The following is a 15,853-nucleotide window of genomic DNA, read 5'->3' on the forward strand; positions in this document are numbered from 1 at the left end:
TGCAAAAAAGAAATGTAAGCGGCTTCAGTTGTCAGAAAATATCAAAACCATTTTTCAATGACTTGATATCCACCTAAAATCAATGCCGCAATCCCAGCTCCAACAAGCGGTCCAACGGGGATCCCTTTCATGAATCCAACCGCTAAAATCGTACCTGCAAGGAGCGCCGTGGTGACGACCGGATCGACACGCATCAGTTGAACACCTTGCCCTGCAGCAATGGCGACAAACATCCCAGAAGCAAACGCGACGATTCCGACCGGACCTTTAATACTATTCCACAATTCTTTAAATCCGATATCGCCGGTCGCAATTGGGACGAGGACTGCAATCGTAATGATCGTCACACCCCAGCTGATTCCTTTCGATGCGAGCGTCGGGAACAATTGATCGCCGAAACCGATTGCTTTGATGATCAACAAGACGCTACTTGCGATAATGACAGATTGGTTATTTGAAATGACACCGATTAAGACGAGCATCAATAAAAAAAGATATGCACTCATACGTATTCCTTTCTTCGAACGGAAAAAGAACCGACCTTTGTAGAAGGCCGGTTCGATTGTCGTTCAATTATGCGTTGTAGATTTTACCTGTGAGTGGGTCGATTGAAATCATCTGACCGTCACGAAGCGATGTTGTCGCTGCATCAACACCTACGATGACCGGCTTGCGAAGTGATGGTCCAACGATCCCAGCATGGCTCGTCAATCCGCCGTCTTCCGTGATGATTCCAGCCGCTTTTTCGATGGCAGGCATCATTTCTTTATCTGTGAATGGTGCGACAAGGATCATGCCGTCTTTCGCTTTTGCGTTTGCTTCATCCGCATTTTTTGCGACAACGACTTCTCCAACGACACCGCGCTCACCGATTCCACGTCCGTCTGCGAGAGCGTGACCAACGATGTGGACTTTCATCATGTTCGTCGTACCAGCAGTCGCTGCAGGAATACCGGCTGAGATGACAACGAGGTCACCGTCAGTGACGAATCCAGCGTGACGTGCCGCTTCTGATGCTTGAACCAACATTTCATCCGTGTTGTTCGGCATTGTTTCAGCAACGATTGGGTACACGCCCCAAACGAGGTTCAATTGACGCGCAACGCGCTCTGATTCCGTCACCGCGATGATGTTCGCTTCAGGACGATACTTCGCTGTACGAGCAGCCGTGTAACCTGATTGTGTCGGCGTCAAGATTGCTTTGGCGTTCAAGTTGATTGCCGTGTGTGCAACCGCTTGTGAGATTGCATCCGTCACAGTGTGCTCACTGCGCTTCTGACGATCTTTCAACAAGTTTTTGTAGTCGAGCATGCGTTCTGTACGCTCTGCGATTGCAGCTTGCATTTGAACAGATTCGATTGGGTAGTCCCCTGCAGCTGTTTCACCAGAAAGCATGACTGCGTCTGTTCCATCCAAGATTGCGTTTGCTACGTCTGATGCTTCCGCACGTGTCGGACGCGGGTTACGTTGCATTGAATCAAGCATTTGTGTCGCTGTGATGACCGGCTTCCCGAGGTCGTTACACTTCTTGATGAGTTCTTTTTGAACTGGCGTCACTTCTTCCGTCGGGATTTCGATTCCGAGGTCCCCACGGGCTACCATCAAACCGTCAGAGATTGCCAAGATTTCTTCGATGTTATCGACACCTTCTTGGTTCTCGATTTTCGGGTAAATCTTGATGTGAGACGCATTGTGCTTCTCGAGAAGTTGACGAATTTCAACTACGTCAGATGCACGACGTACGAATGATGCTGCAATCACGTCAATGTCTTGTGAGATCCCGAACTCGATGTCCGCGATGTCTTTGTCCGTGAGGGCAGGAAGGTTTACCTTGACGTTTGGCAAGTTAACACCTTTCTTCGTCTTGATGATTCCTTCGTTTTCAATGACGCAACGGAGATCACGGTTATCAAGCTTTTCAACGACACGGAGTCCGATGAGACCGTCGTCGAGCATGATGTGTGAACCGACTTCCACATCATCGTAGAGTCCTTCGTACGTCACAGAGAAACGATCTTTCGTTCCGACGATTTCTTCCGTTGAGACGATTGTGACTTCTTTTCCTTTTTCAAGAAGTGCCTTACCGTCTTCGAATGTATGCGTGCGGATCTCTGGACCTTTTGTGTCGAGAAGAACAGTGACAACTTTACCCGCTGCTTTCGCCGCTTCACGGATGTCACGGATACGAGCGCCGTGCTCTTCATAGTCACCGTGTGAGAAGTTGAGACGGGCAACGTTCATCCCAGCTTCAATCATCTCAGGAAGACGCTTCTCAGAAGCCGGTCCAATGGTACATACAATTTTCGTTCTACGCATAATATAAAAACCTCCTAGGGGATATAGTGCAACTTACAAACAGAAAACGGGGGGCCTTGGACCGTATCCCGTCTCTGCAACATACAAAATCGTTTAAATCGACAATTGGTTAACGAGGTCAATCAATTGCATATCAATCGTGTGCTTGTTATTGTCGAGCGCCTCATCGATATCAAGATCCATCATCTGGTTGTTACGGATTCCGACAACGCGGCCCGCTTTCCCTTCAAGCAAGATCTCAACAGCGTATGCACCCATACGACTTGCAAGGACACGGTCAGCGGCAGTTGGGGAACCACCACGTTGGATGTGACCGAGAATCGTGACGCGTGTTTCTGAGTTCGTCTTCTCAGCAATCAATTTGCCGATTTCTTCCGCACTTCCCGCACCTTCAGCAACGATGACGATCGAGTGCTTCTTACCGCGTGCAATCCCGTGATTGATTCGTTCCACGATTGCATTCAAATCCTCTGGACGTTCTGGGACGAGAATCGACTCAGCACCACCAGCGAGACCAGAATAAAGCGCGATATCACCAGCGTCGCGACCCATGACCTCGATGACATACGTACGTTCATGTGATGACGCCGTGTCACGAATCTTATCGATCGCATCAAGCGCTGTATTGAGTGCTGTGTCGAAACCGATTGTCGCATCTGTTCCTGGGATATCGTTATCGATTGTACCCGGAAGGCCGATTGTTGGGAATCCGAGTTCAGTCAATTTTTGAGCTCCGCGATAAGAGCCGTCTCCACCGATGACCACGAGGGCATCGATATTGAATTTCTTCAACTGTTCTACTGCTTTTGCGCGACCTTCTTCTGTTCTGAATTCAGGACAGCGCGCAGAGCGAAGGAACGTACCTCCACGTTGAATGATGTCGCCGACTGATCCAAGATTTAATTCGACTAAATCACCTTCGATTAATCCTTGATAGCCGTTATACACGCCGTACACTTCAAGACCTTCAAAAATTGCTTTTCGGGTCACGGCACGGACAGCAGCGTTCATTCCAGGAGCGTCTCCTCCGCTTGTTAATACCGCAATACGTTTTAAATTCACGTCGCTCACCTCTTATGTGTTTTAACGAAATCTGAAAATAAAATACCACGTCTGACCTTTGTTTTACAACACAAGTATGTGAAAAAAATGCATAGGGTATCTCACAAAGCAGTCACTTGATGAATGAATAAAGCTTTATTCAAAGCCATTGTTACCGTTTTCACTCATTAATTGTGCCAATTTGATGATATTTGGTCGCACGTCCTTGAATCAGCTCAGAAGTCGATTGCGCAAGCAACTCGTTCATGTGCTGTAATAAGACAGGTTTCAAGAGTGACGACTGTAGTGACACATCAACGTGTGCCCCCCCATACACTTCTCCTACCACTTCATCGACAATCCCTAGGTTGAATAAATCTTGTGCTGTAATCTTCATCGTCTCTGCCGCACGCTCTGCTTGTTTCGCGTCTTTCCACAATAGTGCCGCTGCACCTTCCGGCGAGATGACTGAATACGTACTATTCTCAAGCATCAATAGACGGTCGCATACACCAATCCCAAGCGCACCACCTGAACCACCTTCTCCAATGACAACGGAGACGATTGGCACTTTCAGCGTCGCCATCTCAAACAAGTTACGGGCAATCGCTTCACTTTGACCTCTCTCTTCTGCGGCTTTCCCCGGATAAGCCCCTTTCGTGTCAATGAATGTCAAAATAGGACGGTTGAACTTCTCGGCTTGTTTCATGAAACGCAATGCTTTTCGATAGCCCTCCGGGTGCGGCATACCAAAGTTTCGTTTCATGTTCTCTTTCGTGTTTCGCCCACGCTGATGTCCGATAATCGTCACCGGCACTCCTTCAAATGTCGCAAGTCCAGATACAATTGCCGCATCGTCATACCCATGTCGGTCCCCATGGAGTTCCATGAAGTCAGGGAATAAATGCTGGATATAATCGAGCGTTGTCGGTCGCTTCGGGTTTCGCGCCAACTGGACGCGATCCCACGGTTTCATATTCCCATAAATATCTTTTTCTAATCGGTCGAGCTTTAACTCAAGATGACGAATCTCTCGGGATAAATCAATCCCTTTCGTCTCAGCCGTCTCCCGTAATTTATTCAGCTGTTCAGTGACTTCTTTGATTGGGTCAAACATGACGGACACCCCCATCGTGTAATTCAATCATCCTCTTCAAGAACGAACGCATCTGTTCACGATGAATGACCGCATCCAGCTGCCCTGACTCAAGTAAAAACTCAGCAGTTTGAAAGTTCTCTGGAAGTTTTTCCCGAATCGTCTGTTCGATGATTCGTCGTCCTGCAAACCCGATGAGCGCTCCCGGCTCTGCGACGTTCAAGTCGCCGAGCATCGCAAAACTCGCTGACACACCACCTGTCGTCGGATGAGTCAAATACGCGATGTAAAGCAGTCCTGCTTCGTCATGTTCTTTTAGAGCGATGGACGTATTGGCCATCTGCATCAAACTGACCATTCCTTCTTGCATCCGAGCCCCACCTGATGCTGTGAACAAGACGACTGGAAGCCCGAGTGATGTGGCGTTTCGGACAGCCGAAGCAATCGCTTCTCCGACGTATGCACCCATCGACCCCATACGGAATCTCGCATCCATCACACATACAATGAGTGGTAGTCCGTCGATTGTCGCCTTTCCACATACGACGGCCTCTTCAATCCCGGTCCGCTCACGATCTTTCGTCAACTTCTCCTCGTAGTCAGGGAAGTCGAGTGGATTCGCCTTGACAGACGGTCCCGCAAAGCGTTCGAAAGACCCTTCGTCGACAAGCATATCAATCCGTTCTTGCGCCTGAAGCGGAAAATGATAGCCGCAATCACATACTTTGTGGTTCTCATTCAACTGTTTTGTATAATGCATATATTTACAAGATGGACATTTCGTCATCAATCCCTGTGGTGCGTCAATCTTTGGTTCTCGTTGACGCAATGGCATATATCGTTTCGGTTTCTTGAAAAAAGCAGTCATCGCTTCCCCCTCGTTCATTCCGGCATCCCCATTCCACGCCACGTCTCGACAAATCGTTTCCGTTCCTTGAGCGTATATAAATCCCCAACGTCTAATCCGTCAAAAAAGCGATTGACCTCACTCCAAATTCGAATGAACAGTTCATTCTTCAACTGAAAGATGAGTTGCTGGCGAAACGTTCGATCATCATCGATCACCGTTTCTAATAGAGCCAGTCGTTCCTTAGTCGGTTCAATTTCTGAAAACGCCATGCGCTCCAATAGTCGAAGCATCTCAATAATATCGGTCGCTTTCGTCTGTTTGGTCACAATGAACTCCGACAATATCTCAATGTACCGATGTCGGTCTTGTTCACACAAAAAGGTACCACCACCATGTCTCGTCTCCACGATGCCTAAAAAGCTCAACGCTCGTAACGCTTCGCGAACCGAAGCGCGACTAATGGACAGCGTTTCGGCGAGCTCTCGTTCGGATGGAAGCCGATCACCTGGAACTAAAGACGATTGGACAATTAATTTTCTAATCTTTGAAATGTTTCCGTGAAATGAGGATGCGTGTTTTTCATGCATCTGACCGTTCAACTCCCTTTTTTGGATCACCTATCAAACTTAAGTGGTCAGACCAATTAGTGCGATTATATCACTTTTTAGGACTTGGTACTAGTTTCTGGGCCAACCATTTTTGTATCGATTCGTTTCAGTACGACATTTTCTTCCCCGAACCGTCTTTTCGCTTCCGCCACATACTCTTCATTCGGATTGATTGAAAAAGCTGAAGCCAGTTGTTTCACTTCCTTCGAATCCGTGAATCGGCATACAACTGGGACATCCCCTTGTGCTCGTTGAATCCAATCTTCCAATTCAGGGAAGCGGTCGAGTGTGAGCCGGATGAATAAGGCTTGCCCGTGTAACGGTCGAATCCGTTCGACAATCAATTGCTTGCGACCATCCCGTTCATTCGAATGGACCTCGAGTAACAAGATGTTACCGGCATAGAGGGACCGTCCAAACTGCGCGAATGTGCGAGGAAACACGACGACCTCGTCTTGCGTCATGCCATCGTCCACCATGAGAACACCCATCCGTTCTTGTTTTTTTGTCATGAACGTACGTACGTCATCTACATATACGACGAGATAACCGTTTGTTCCATTCATGACTTCTTCAATTGTAGACGGTTCGATCCCGATATCCGGAAGTGCCATCAATGGAGAGTGGACCACCCATGTCCCGAGCGCCTCCCTCTCTTCTTCAGACCAATTCGGTTCTTTCACTTTTTTCTGTTTAAGTCCGAGTGAAGACAGCTCATCGGGTAAAAAATGTGTTCCCGCTTCTTCTCGCAAACGTTCGACTGCTTCAAAGGCATGTGTCCGGTCACCGTGATACATCCGGTCGAGCGCGCCCGCACCAAGTAATCGACGTAATTTCAGTTGGTCTTTATTTTTCCACTCCATGGCTTCTTGAAGCGTTCTGACATCTTTCAACTGCCCGTTCAGTTCAATCAGTCGGTCCACATCACGTTTGGTCAAACCCTGAACCGCCTTCAACCCGAGCCGGACGCCCGGTCCCTCAAGTGTCGCGTCAGCGTGACCATGTAAGACGTCCGGTGGATACACCGGAATTTGATCTTTCCGTAACAGTCTGACAAGTTCCGTTGTTTTTTCTGATGTCACCACATGAAAGACACGAGGGAAATGTGCTTTGACGTAAGCCAATCGGTAACTGATCAAACTGTAGGCGACAGCGTGAGAGCGGTTAAATCCGTACCCGGCAAACTTTTCAATCCATGAAAAGATTTGCGCCAAGACGTCCTGGTCTCCCGCTTTTGCTTGTTGCAAAAATCGTTCTCGTTCCCGAGCAATCGTTCCGGTATCCTTTTTGGCAATAGCACGTCTGACCAAATCCGCTTCCGCATAGGAATAGCCTCCGAGTTTACGGAGAAGTTTCATCACCTGTTCTTGATAGACGAGTACACCGTATGTCGGTCTCATGACGTCTTCTACGTCTGGGTGGACTGGTTGGTAAGGCATACCGTGTTTTCGCTTCGCATACGTTTCGATGAATTGCATCGGTCCCGGTCGATAGAGTGACATCGTGACAACGATATCTTCAAACTCAGTCGGTTTCACTTGTCGAAGCGCTTGCTTCATCCCGGTCGATTCAAATTGGAAGATTCCGTCCGTCTCACCTCTCGCAAGCAATCGATACGTCCGAGCATCGTTTAACGGAATTGTTTTCAGAGAGAACAGCGCATCACTTTCTCGAATCAAATCCTCCATCTTTCGCAAGCGACTCAAGTTTCGTAATCCGAGCAAGTCAATTTTCAGAAGCCCGACCTCTTCCAAATCCTTCATATTATATTGGGTCACGTGTTCTTCAAGTTCGGGTTGGAGCGGAGTCACTTCTTCAATCGGTTGACGACTGAGCACCACTCCTGCCGCGTGAACGGAGGATTGACGCGGCAAACCTTCTAGCTGTTTGGCAATCCGTAATAACTGCTGACGCTTTTGGCTACCGGCAAACCACTTCATCTGCTTCTGGCTCGACATCAGTTCATCAAGTCCTCCGGCTTTCACTTGCTTGCTCGCAGCCTGCCCTTCCTCAAGGGTCATCCCGAGCGCTCTCGCAACGTCTCGAATTGCCGCTTTCGCACCGAACGTGGCAAGTGTCCCGATCTGTGCGGCATGCGTATGACCGTATCTTGATAGTACGTAAGAAACCACTTCCTCACGACGTTCATCTTCAAAATCGAGATCTATGTCTGGCATCGACACACGCTCTGGATTTAAGAATCGTTCGAACAACAACCCGTAATGAACCGGATCGACTTCCGTGATATGGAGGGCAAAACTGACGAGTGAACCTGCTGCCGATCCACGCCCCGGACCTACTTCAATCCCAGATTCTCGAGCAAACCGAACGATGTCTTCCACGATCAAGAAATAGGAAGAAAATCCGGTATTGGCGATGACTTCAAGCTCAAACTTTGCCCGCTCGATGTAAGGTTCTTTCACGAGTTCCATCGCCTTCAACCGCTCACCGACAAGTCGTTTCAGCTTTTGATCGGCATCCGGAATTTCTGGAATCGCCCCTTCCGCACGTGGTAGATGATCCAGTCGAATCAATGCCTCGAATCGATCCAGTTCCGATAATTCTTCTGTTGTGAACCAGTCATTCATTTCACTCGGTAGTCGAACGTGCAATCCTTTTTGTCGCACGTCTTCATTCGACATCACGTCCCCTTCGCGAATGGCAGAAATGGCTCGGAATCCTTCCACATCTTCCGGTCTCATGTATCTCGTTTCAGGGGCCGGAATCAATTGGACAGCAAGCTCTTCGCGCATGAGACGAAGTTGTTTCAACACTTGTACCTGTTCCGTAGTCTGAGGTGCCGGGAGTCCGAGCCACAGCTTCTCTTCATCGACAAACGACAAGAGTTGATGATAAAGGCGACGCCGGTGAACCGGATCACTCGCTTTCCAATTTTCAGGTAGTACGATCAGCGGCATCGTTGTCCGTCCTTCAATTCCTCCCGCCTGGATGATACGATATTGTTCCTTAAGCTCCGTTTCGTTAGATGAATACACAATCACGGATACGTCTAACCCATCCAATCGGAGGACCGTTCTCAGTCCGATGAGCGGTTTCACCTCATATCGTTGGCAATATGACAAAAATGTCGGAACCCCATAGAACGCATCGTCTGCGATCGCCACGGAACGACTTCCCCGTTCGGTCATCTGCAAGACATATTGCTCTAACCGGATTGTACTTTGTAGTAAACTATAAGCAGTTCTGACATTCAGATGAATCATCGTTGGCCTCCTTTCTATATTAATGGAATTGTCAAACTCAATTCATCACTTCTCTGATACAATAATTATAGACAAAACTCACGACAAAAGGGGGTAAAAGCGTATGATTATCAATCGGGGACAGATTGCACGCGATAAGTTAGAAAAATTACAGCATGGTCAAACAGTGTTTGCCGACAGCCCAGAAATCATCGACCGGCTCCGTAAGTACATTACTGAGTATCAGCTCGACGTCGTCGAGGACGTGACCGAACGAGGTACATGGTTCATCCCAAAGGAAAATGGAGACAAATGAAGAGAGCTGACCTCGGTCAGCTCTCTTCATTTTCTTCAAACGTGAATTCCCCCGCCACTTCATTCAAAGCCGCAATCACGTCATCCATCTCATCCCATGTGTCAATCGTGGCACCAGCCGCCATCGGATGACCTCCCCCACGGTATCGCTTGGCCACTTCATTGATGACAGGACCTTTCGACCGGATGCGCACACGAATCTCTTCTTTGTTTTCCACGAACATGACCCAACATTTCAATCCTTCGAGGCCAGAGAAGCTATTGACGAGTTGCGATGCCGCTTCCGGGGATGCATGGAACGTCCGGAGCACGTCCTTGTCAATCTTCACATAGCCGACGCCTTCTTCTGTGACATTGACGTGCTGTAACACGTACCCTTGTAACTGAAGAGTCGCTAAGTTGGTCTTATACATGTGTCGGTACAATTTATTCGTATCGATGTCTTTCGCGATCAGCGCCGAAGCAATCTCAAACGTTCGGGCCGTAGCATTTCGAAACTGGAATCGTCCTGTGTCGCCTACGATGCCGGCATAGAGTAAAAATGCCGCCTCTTGGTCGATTGGATATCTCCAAATGTCCGCGAGTTCCACAATCATCTCAGACGTCGAACTGACCGAGGTATCGACAATCTGTGTCATCGCATATGGATCTTCATCGGGATGATGATCGATTTTAATGATTGTCTTCCCTTTTAGCGCAAATGGTCCATCGATTCGCTCTTGATTCGCCGTATCTAATATAAGGACGAGCGCGTCTTGATACATTTCTTCTTCGACATGTTCCATCTTTCCTAAAAACTCGAGGTCTGGAACCATGCCACCGACCACATAGATTTGCTTCTCCGGATGAACCGATTTTAGAATGCGCTGTAAACCAAGCTGGCTCCCCAACGCATCAGGGTCTGGTCGTACGTGGCGGTGAATGAAAATGGTGTCAGCCGCCTCAATTTCTGATTTGATTGTATCCGCTTCCTGCCATTGCGTCATGATGATTCCTCACTTTCCTACACACTATTATGGTATGATGATAACAGATTACGAGATAGAAAGGGGTTCCTTCACTTGCAACTTGTCATGATTGGACTCATTTTGTTCGCGCTCGGTGCGTACCTTGTCTTCAAGCGCCGCGCTTTTTTGACAAAGACGCCAAACCGAAAAGCGTTGTTCAACACGCAAGCGTTGATCTGGTTAAGTTTATTCCTCGCATTGTTCGCTGCGAACCAAATGGTCGGGGGATTCGGTCTGAATTCATCTGTCGGTTGGATTGTCAGCATCGTCATGTTAGTCGTCGGTTTAGGGAATGCTGTTGTCGGATTTATCCGTTACCGCAAAATTTACCCTCTCGCCGCAGAAGAACCGACGAATACGCCATCATGAAAAAGAGCACCTGCTACGCGCTGTAGCAGGTGCTCTTTTTATTACCGATCGATGAGTTGTGCCGTGACGAGCGCTTTGGCGACAAGTTGTGTCCCTTGCGTCATCTCCACATCCACTTTCCCGAACTTCCGACCGAGGTCGAAGACATGGGCCGACACTCGAATCTGACTTTCAATTTGAATCGGCTTCATGAAATAGACGGTGATATTCTCAACCACGAGATCGCCTTTCTTCATATGACGCAAACTTCGCGTCGCCCCCTCGACCAACAAGGTCGTCAACACGCCAGATGAGGCGGTCCCCATATGACTCGTCATCTGTGGGGCCACTTCAACCGTGAAGGCCGTCCCGTTCGATGCAGGATCTTCTTTCAGCTGGTTCGTGATCATGTTATCGAACGTCTCACCGACTTGCGGTTGTCGATTCGCCAGTTGCAACGCCTTCAGCACATCTTGGCGGCTAATAATCCCAAGCAGACGTCCGTAGTTATCAACGACAGGTAACATCTCGATCCCTTCCCACACCATCTGGTGCGCGGCATTGGTGACACTCGTTTGTACGCCTACTGTAATCGGACTTTTCGTCATGACCTTCTCAATATCATAGTCGTGTGATTTATCAATGACATCCTTTGCCGTGATCACGCCGACCACTTTCATCTGTTCATCGATGACGGGATACCGATTATGTTTCGTCCGTTCATTCAGCTCGTGCCAACGTTTCACTGTGTCATCTGACTTCAGATAGAACGTATCGTGGAGCGGGATGACGATATCTGAGACGAGTAAAATCTCTTTTTTGATTAGACGGTCATAGATGGCTCGGTTGATCATCGTCGCGACGGTAAAACTGTCATAGGATGTAGAAATGACAGGCATATCATACTTATCTGCCATTCGTTTCACTTCATCCGTTGTGTCGAATCCCCCTGTGATCAACACAGCCCCACCTGATTGTAAGACGAGTTCATGCGCTTTCTCGCGGTTTCCGATGATGACGAGTGAGTCGACATCGATATATCGCATCATCGCCTCGAGCTTCATGGCACCGATTACAAATTTCGATAGCGTCTTGTGGAGACCGTTACGTCCGCCCAACACCTGACCATCGACGATATTGACGACTTCGGCGAATGTCAGCTTTTCAATATTTTCTTTATGTTTTCGCTTGATCCGAATCGTCCCCACCCGTTCAATGGTTGATACGAAACCTAGGTTCTCAGCTTCTTTGATGGCCCGATAAGCCGTACCTTCTGATACAGCCAACTCTTTGGCGATTTGGCGGACCGAAATTTTTGACCCTACATCGAGTGACTCGATATGTGCTATGATCTGTTCATGTTTTGTGGTCATACGCGGAGTCCCTTCTCTCAATACATTTTCTACTCTATTCAGTATACTGTATCAGTCGAACTAGTTCAAACTGTACCAATCAAATTGCAACATTTCCTTTCTGTTTTCGAAACAGCTATAATAGACGAGTAGTCAACGTAAGAGGTAGAAGGGAAGGGATTCAACTTGAATCAACGCACCAATCAAATTGCACAATCTCTAGCGACAAAAGGGTTAGATGCAGCATTCATCACGTCGAAAGCATCCGCGTTTTATTTCTCGGGAGTATACGCGGAAGCGCACGAGCGATTGATCGCCATTTTAGTTTTGAAGAACGGCACAACTGCCATCATCTGCCCAGCACTTGAAAAAGGGATTGTCGAAGCGAGTGACTGGTCAGGTGAAATCGTGACGTATATGGACCATGAAAACCCATGGGACAAAATCGTCAAGTTATTCCTCGATAACCAAATCGTTCCTGAACGAATCGGAATCGAAGGGGAGCATTTGACATTCAACCGAGTCGAGCAGCTTCGCGCCGGTTTTGCCGGTCTGTCAATTATCGATTTGACAGACGAGCTCCAAACGTTACGTATGATCAAATCACCGGATGAAGTCCGGATCATGAAGCGGGCCGCCGAGTTGGCAGATATGGCCATCGAAGCCGGGATCCGCTCCCTCCGTGAAGGCGTGACAGAACTCGAGGTCATCGCGGATATTGAATACGCCATGAAACAGCAAGGCGTCCGTGAAATGTCGTTCGACACGCTCGTCTTGTTCGGTGAGAATAGTGCCGACCCTCACGGTGTCCCAGGCAACAACCGCTTGAAAAAAGGAGATTTTGCCTTGTTCGACCTCGGTGTCGTCTGGCAGGGATACTGTTCAGACATCACACGGACGGTTGTCTTCGGTGAGGCGAGTCGCAAACAACGTGAGATTTACGAAACGGTTCTTCAGGCTGAGGAAGCCGCAATCGAGATAGCGAACGTCGGTACGACACTCGGCGCAATCGATATCGCGGCACGACAAGTCATCACGTCTGCAGGATATGGTGAATACTTCACTCATCGAATCGGTCACGGAATTGGAATCGAAGTACACGAACACCCCTCGATGGCAGCGAACAATGACATGACCGCCCAAGTCGGGATGACGTTCACAGTCGAACCGGGTATCTATCTACCGGGAGTCGGCGGAGTCCGTATTGAAGACGATCTCGTCATGACAGAAAGTGGTCCCATCACATTGACGAGTTATCCGAAAACACTTCAAGAGATTGAATGACAAAAAGTGCGATCCATTCTCTGAAGTGACCCCTAAAAGTTAGACACGGTTATTTCATCTAGGCTACGTGAACGAACTGGGTCCGGTATTGCACCGGACTCAGTTTTAATTTTGCCTTGATTCGTCGTGTGTTGTAATAGTCTATGTACATTCATACTATCTTTCCCTTCCCGATAGGCCATGACGGCGCTTAACTTTTGATCAGTTGTAAATTTAGTCATTAAAAAACTGCACCTCCAATTGTTAGATGTGTCTAACAATTGGGGTGCAGTTCATCTCAAGGATCGCACTTTTTTACATATCTTAATAAAACAAGCGCAGCATGACATCCCGTTGCGGTACGTCATAACGTTCCATCTTCTCTAAAAAGGCACGTTTGTCATATGGGACCGCCCTCAGTTCAAGAGCAATCCCGGTTTCTCCTTCAGATAATATGGCAAAGCGAGCCAGGTCATCTTTCGCCACTCCGAGCGCACCAGGATTGACGTAGCGCTTGGTGTCATCTTCAAACAGATGGACAGGATGGTGATGTCCGAATAACACGATTTCTCCTGTATATGCTCCATACAGTCGCTGCATATTTTCCAGTGTCGGTTCGAGAATCTCGTGAAACGGTTCTTCGACAATCGTGGCGTGGCGTCGTTCGGTCGGGATATGATAATGAATGCCGAACAGCGTTTCGCCAACCATTTTGACGGACATTGTTCGTGGAAGGGATTCGAGGACATCCGCATATCGAGTCTCTAGATGACGCGCAACCCACTCATGGTGGGGGCGCGTATGAGCATAACTTTCTGGATGACCGTGTCCAGCCAAAAGGGAAAGGACCGCTTCATCATGATTCCCAGAAATCATATGCGTTCCCCGGTCTAACAAACGCTCCATGACCGCATTAGAGTCCGGTCCCATTGCAATCATGTCACCGAGCGACCAGATGACGTCGACCCGCTCCGCATCCATGACTTGAAGTGCAGCCTCCAACGCCTCGAGATTTCCATGAACGTCCGTGACCACTCCAATCTTCATCGCGTTCCCCTCACTTTCGGTATTGATGGACGACGTTGACGCCGCCTGTCACATCGATGATGGCACCTGTGATCATGTCCGAGTCTTCTTGTAATAAGAACGAAATCAAACGCGCGATATCTTCTCCTGTCCCGTGTCGACCGACCGGAGTTCCTTCATCCACTTCCGCTTCATCAATGCGCATCTCCTTTTGAGAGCCGACGATATTGCCCGGATTGACCATGTTCGCCGTAATCCCGAACGGGGCCTCTTCTAGCGCGACCGATTTTGTCAAACTGACGAGTCCCGTCTTTGCAGCGGCAAACGCAGAACGATGGATCCAGCCAGGGGCCGTCCCACTTTCCGGAAACCCATACGAGATGATGCGTCCAAATCGATTTGAGCGCATGGAAGGAATCGCACGACGCATCAACCAAAATGAGGCGGACAGGTTGCCCGTGAGTACTTCGTCCCACTCTTCGTCTGTCAATTCGACGAGCGGTTTCCGCTCAAAGATATATGGACCTGCATTTAAAATCAAGGCGTTCGGTTCACCAAAACGTTCGACCGCTTCCTCATAGGCTGAGAGCAGTTGTTCGCGGTCCGTCAATCCGGCCTCGATCATATGTATCCGTTCATGTTCCCAGTCAATCGGATTCCGTTGCAAAATGCTGACGTGCCACCCATCTTGTAACAGACGCTCCGTCACTACGCGTCCGATCCCTTTGGCACCAGATGTAATCATTACATGTTTCATCGCCCTACCTCCTCCGCCTTATTTTACCCGTTCTTTCACACGAATTCCAAACTTGGACATGTCGTGAACATCGTCATGAAAAAATTCACGCATTTTCATGGCGAAAAAGCGTGAAAACTGAAAGAAGTGGTATACTATATATGTAAGCCGAACGTATATTTCGAGCGAAAGGTTGGGATTTACATGGCAATTGTATACAAACACATTTTATCTGCCGTTGACGGCTCTAAAGAGGCAGAACGTGCATTTGAAACAGCAATCGATGTCGCGATTCGTAACGAAGGAAAACTGTACGTTGGTCATGTGATTGATACGCGTACGTTTGCGACTGTAGAAGCTTACGACCGCACAATCACAGAGCGTGCCGAGACATATGCGAAAGAGTTGCTTGAAGACTATGTCAATCGCGCGAAAGAGCGTGGCGTAAAAGAAGTCGAAACGGTGATTGAATACGGTTCCCCGAAAGTGACGATTGCGAAAAAGATTGCACCTAACCATGATATTGATCTTATTATTTGTGGTGCGACAGGTTTAAACGCCGTTGAACGGTTCTTTATCGGAAGCGTTTCTGAAAGCATCGTCCGTTATGCGAAATGTGACGTCCTTATCGTTCGTCAATAATCACCCATCCATCAAAAAGGGTCTTGCGCAATCGCAAGACCCTTTTCCTA

General features: G+C 48.3%; 15 protein-coding genes and 1 pseudogene. 4 read left to right on the forward strand and 12 right to left on the reverse strand.

The window, feature by feature from the left end; translation table 11 throughout:
- Positions 1–41: 41 nt before the first annotated feature.
- From GVY42_RS05285 to dnaE, 7 genes are all read right to left on the reverse strand, one after another.
- Positions 42–506 carry a DUF441 domain-containing protein gene (locus GVY42_RS05285; protein WP_012726718.1) on the reverse strand — a complete coding sequence of 155 codons (465 nt, stop codon included), beginning with the start codon at positions 504–506 and terminating at the stop codon, positions 42–44.
- A gap of 67 nt (positions 507–573) precedes the next feature.
- Positions 574–2,316 (reverse strand): pyruvate kinase, encoded by a 1,743-nt coding sequence (pyk, locus tag GVY42_RS05290; protein WP_012726719.1) that lies wholly within the window; start codon positions 2,314–2,316, stop codon positions 574–576.
- A gap of 93 nt (positions 2,317–2,409) precedes the next feature.
- The gene (pfkA, locus tag GVY42_RS05295) at positions 2,410–3,378 is read right to left on the reverse strand and encodes a 6-phosphofructokinase (protein ID WP_012726720.1); all 969 of its coding nucleotides are present in this window, start codon (positions 3,376–3,378) and stop codon (positions 2,410–2,412) included.
- Between the two features lie 160 nt (positions 3,379–3,538).
- Positions 3,539–4,474, reverse strand: coding sequence for an acetyl-CoA carboxylase carboxyltransferase subunit alpha (locus tag GVY42_RS05300; protein ID WP_074036513.1), 936 nt, complete (start codon positions 4,472–4,474; stop codon positions 3,539–3,541).
- Positions 4,467–5,321, reverse strand: coding sequence for an acetyl-CoA carboxylase, carboxyltransferase subunit beta (gene accD / locus GVY42_RS05305; RefSeq protein ID WP_159563649.1), 855 nt, complete (start codon positions 5,319–5,321; stop codon positions 4,467–4,469). The genes GVY42_RS05300 and accD overlap by 8 nt, the downstream gene beginning before the upstream one ends.
- 14 nt (positions 5,322–5,335) lie before the next feature.
- Positions 5,336–5,890, reverse strand: a complete 555-nt coding sequence (locus GVY42_RS05310; RefSeq protein ID WP_159562533.1) for a FadR/GntR family transcriptional regulator — start codon at positions 5,888–5,890, stop codon at positions 5,336–5,338.
- 77 nt (positions 5,891–5,967) lie between these two features.
- Complete coding sequence (gene dnaE, locus GVY42_RS05315) at positions 5,968–9,135, reverse strand: DNA polymerase III subunit alpha (RefSeq protein ID WP_159562534.1); 3,168 nt, start codon at positions 9,133–9,135, stop codon at positions 5,968–5,970.
- 103 nt (positions 9,136–9,238) lie between these two features.
- Here dnaE and GVY42_RS05320 point away from each other — a divergent pair, with 103 nt between their 5' ends.
- Positions 9,239–9,430, forward strand: a complete 192-nt coding sequence (locus GVY42_RS05320; protein WP_074036509.1) for a hypothetical protein — start codon at positions 9,239–9,241, stop codon at positions 9,428–9,430.
- Positions 9,431–9,446: 16 nt separating this feature from the next.
- Here the strand turns inward: GVY42_RS05320 and GVY42_RS05325 are convergent, their stop codons facing one another.
- Positions 9,447–10,415 carry a bifunctional oligoribonuclease/PAP phosphatase NrnA gene (locus tag GVY42_RS05325; protein ID WP_074036506.1) on the reverse strand — a complete coding sequence of 323 codons (969 nt, stop codon included), beginning with the start codon at positions 10,413–10,415 and terminating at the stop codon, positions 9,447–9,449.
- 75 nt (positions 10,416–10,490) lie between these two features.
- On the opposite strand from GVY42_RS05325, the gene GVY42_RS05330 reads away from it, so the two are divergent.
- Entirely contained in the window at positions 10,491–10,805 is a 315-nt protein-coding gene (locus GVY42_RS05330) for a YtpI family protein (RefSeq protein WP_074033432.1), read from the forward strand.
- A gap of 41 nt (positions 10,806–10,846) precedes the next feature.
- Here the strand turns inward: GVY42_RS05330 and GVY42_RS05335 are convergent, their stop codons facing one another.
- A complete protein-coding gene (locus GVY42_RS05335) occupies positions 10,847–12,157 on the reverse strand; it encodes a DRTGG domain-containing protein (protein ID WP_074036504.1) in 1,311 nt (436 codons plus the stop codon).
- A 165-nt stretch (positions 12,158–12,322) separates the two neighbouring features.
- Here GVY42_RS05335 and GVY42_RS05340 point away from each other — a divergent pair, with 165 nt between their 5' ends.
- Positions 12,323–13,420, forward strand: coding sequence for a Xaa-Pro peptidase family protein (locus GVY42_RS05340; RefSeq protein WP_159562535.1), 1,098 nt, complete (start codon positions 12,323–12,325; stop codon positions 13,418–13,420).
- 58 nt (positions 13,421–13,478) lie between these two features.
- Here GVY42_RS05340 and GVY42_RS05345 read toward each other — a convergent pair.
- The 3 genes and pseudogenes from GVY42_RS05345 to GVY42_RS05355 form a co-directional block, all read right to left on the reverse strand.
- Positions 13,479–13,568: pseudogene (locus tag GVY42_RS05345) on the reverse strand (IS3 family transposase); the annotation flags it as partial.
- A gap of 155 nt (positions 13,569–13,723) precedes the next feature.
- Positions 13,724–14,446 carry a metallophosphoesterase gene (locus tag GVY42_RS05350; RefSeq protein WP_159562536.1) on the reverse strand — a complete coding sequence of 241 codons (723 nt, stop codon included), beginning with the start codon at positions 14,444–14,446 and terminating at the stop codon, positions 13,724–13,726.
- 10 nt (positions 14,447–14,456) lie between these two features.
- A complete protein-coding gene (locus GVY42_RS05355) occupies positions 14,457–15,182 on the reverse strand; it encodes an SDR family oxidoreductase (RefSeq protein WP_159562537.1) in 726 nt (241 codons plus the stop codon).
- Between the two features lie 183 nt (positions 15,183–15,365).
- On the opposite strand from GVY42_RS05355, the gene GVY42_RS05360 reads away from it, so the two are divergent.
- Complete coding sequence (locus GVY42_RS05360; RefSeq protein WP_012726732.1) at positions 15,366–15,803, forward strand: universal stress protein; 438 nt, start codon at positions 15,366–15,368, stop codon at positions 15,801–15,803.
- The last annotated feature ends 50 nt before the right edge of the window (positions 15,804–15,853 follow it).

This window comes from Exiguobacterium sp. 8A, assembly GCF_902506275.1.
GTDB lineage: Bacteria > Bacillota > Bacilli > Exiguobacteriales > Exiguobacteriaceae > Exiguobacterium > Exiguobacterium profundum.

Coding starts and splice junctions, on each gene's coding strand:
- GVY42_RS05285 (WP_012726718.1), bottom strand. CDS start 506: ATGAGTGCATATCTTTTTTTATTGATGCTCGTCTTAATCGGTGTCATT.
- pyk (WP_012726719.1), bottom strand. CDS start 2,316: ATGCGTAGAACGAAAATTGTATGTACCATTGGACCGGCTTCTGAGAAG.
- GVY42_RS05300 (WP_074036513.1), bottom strand. CDS start 4,474: ATGTTTGACCCAATCAAAGAAGTCACTGAACAGCTGAATAAATTACGG.
- accD (WP_159563649.1), bottom strand. CDS start 5,321: ATGACTGCTTTTTTCAAGAAACCGAAACGATATATGCCATTGCGTCAA.
- GVY42_RS05310 (WP_159562533.1), bottom strand. CDS start 5,890: ATGCATGAAAAACACGCATCCTCATTTCACGGAAACATTTCAAAGATT.
- dnaE (WP_159562534.1), bottom strand. CDS start 9,135: ATGATTCATCTGAATGTCAGAACTGCTTATAGTTTACTACAAAGTACA.
- GVY42_RS05320 (WP_074036509.1), top strand. CDS start 9,239: ATGATTATCAATCGGGGACAGATTGCACGCGATAAGTTAGAAAAATTA.
- GVY42_RS05325 (WP_074036506.1), bottom strand. CDS start 10,415: ATGACGCAATGGCAGGAAGCGGATACAATCAAATCAGAAATTGAGGCG.
- GVY42_RS05335 (WP_074036504.1), bottom strand. CDS start 12,157: ATGACCACAAAACATGAACAGATCATAGCACATATCGAGTCACTCGAT.
- GVY42_RS05350 (WP_159562536.1), bottom strand. CDS start 14,446: ATGAAGATTGGAGTGGTCACGGACGTTCATGGAAATCTCGAGGCGTTG.
- GVY42_RS05355 (WP_159562537.1), bottom strand. CDS start 15,182: ATGAAACATGTAATGATTACATCTGGTGCCAAAGGGATCGGACGCGTA.
- GVY42_RS05360 (WP_012726732.1), top strand. CDS start 15,366: ATGGCAATTGTATACAAACACATTTTATCTGCCGTTGACGGCTCTAAA.